Here is a 502-nt window from a genome sequence, read left to right on the forward strand (position 1 = left end):
CGGACTCCTTGCTGTTCGCGGCGCGCATTGCCGCTACGGGCTACGCCCTCCGCGCCAATGCGCGCCAGCATGAAAAACCAACCACTGTCAGATTTAGTCTAGTCCACCGCAGCTGATGACATCGGATTCGAGCGTCGTTTCTCATCGATTTCGTCACGTTGCCCACACTTCGTCAGCCGGCTGTCGCTGACGTCGTTTTGAACAGTGTCCTTAGGCGATCTGGCGGCAATGTTCAATCCGATTCTGAGGGGATGGCAGCAGTACTACGGCCGCTTCCATGGCTCGGCAATGTCGGTGATCTGGAAACACATGAATGACTACCTGGTGCGCTGGATGATGCGCAAGTACAAGACTCTTGCTCGAAACCAGCCTCGGTAATCCCCCCGTTTTGCACGGGGTTCAGAAGTAGAAACTAAGCGGCCATGGCCAACCGCTGCTTTGGCGTAAATCCGCCCAAGGCCATGTTCGGGCGGTCCTGATTGTAAGTCCACATCCAATCGGT

The 502-nt window shown here is 56.2% G+C and carries 1 protein-coding gene; it reads left to right on the plus strand.

What is annotated here, in order from left to right:
- The first annotated feature begins 204 nt into the window (after window positions 1-204).
- Window positions 205-378, plus strand: coding sequence for a group II intron maturase-specific domain-containing protein (locus ACNQQL_RS36090; RefSeq protein WP_416392828.1), 174 nt, complete (start codon window positions 205-207; stop codon window positions 376-378).
- The last annotated feature ends 124 nt before the right edge of the window (window positions 379-502 follow it).

Origin of the sequence: Burkholderia sp. LFS061 (assembly GCF_047978125.1) — a bacterium.
In the GTDB taxonomy this organism is placed as follows: domain Bacteria; phylum Pseudomonadota; class Gammaproteobacteria; order Burkholderiales; family Burkholderiaceae; genus Burkholderia; species Burkholderia pyrrocinia_C.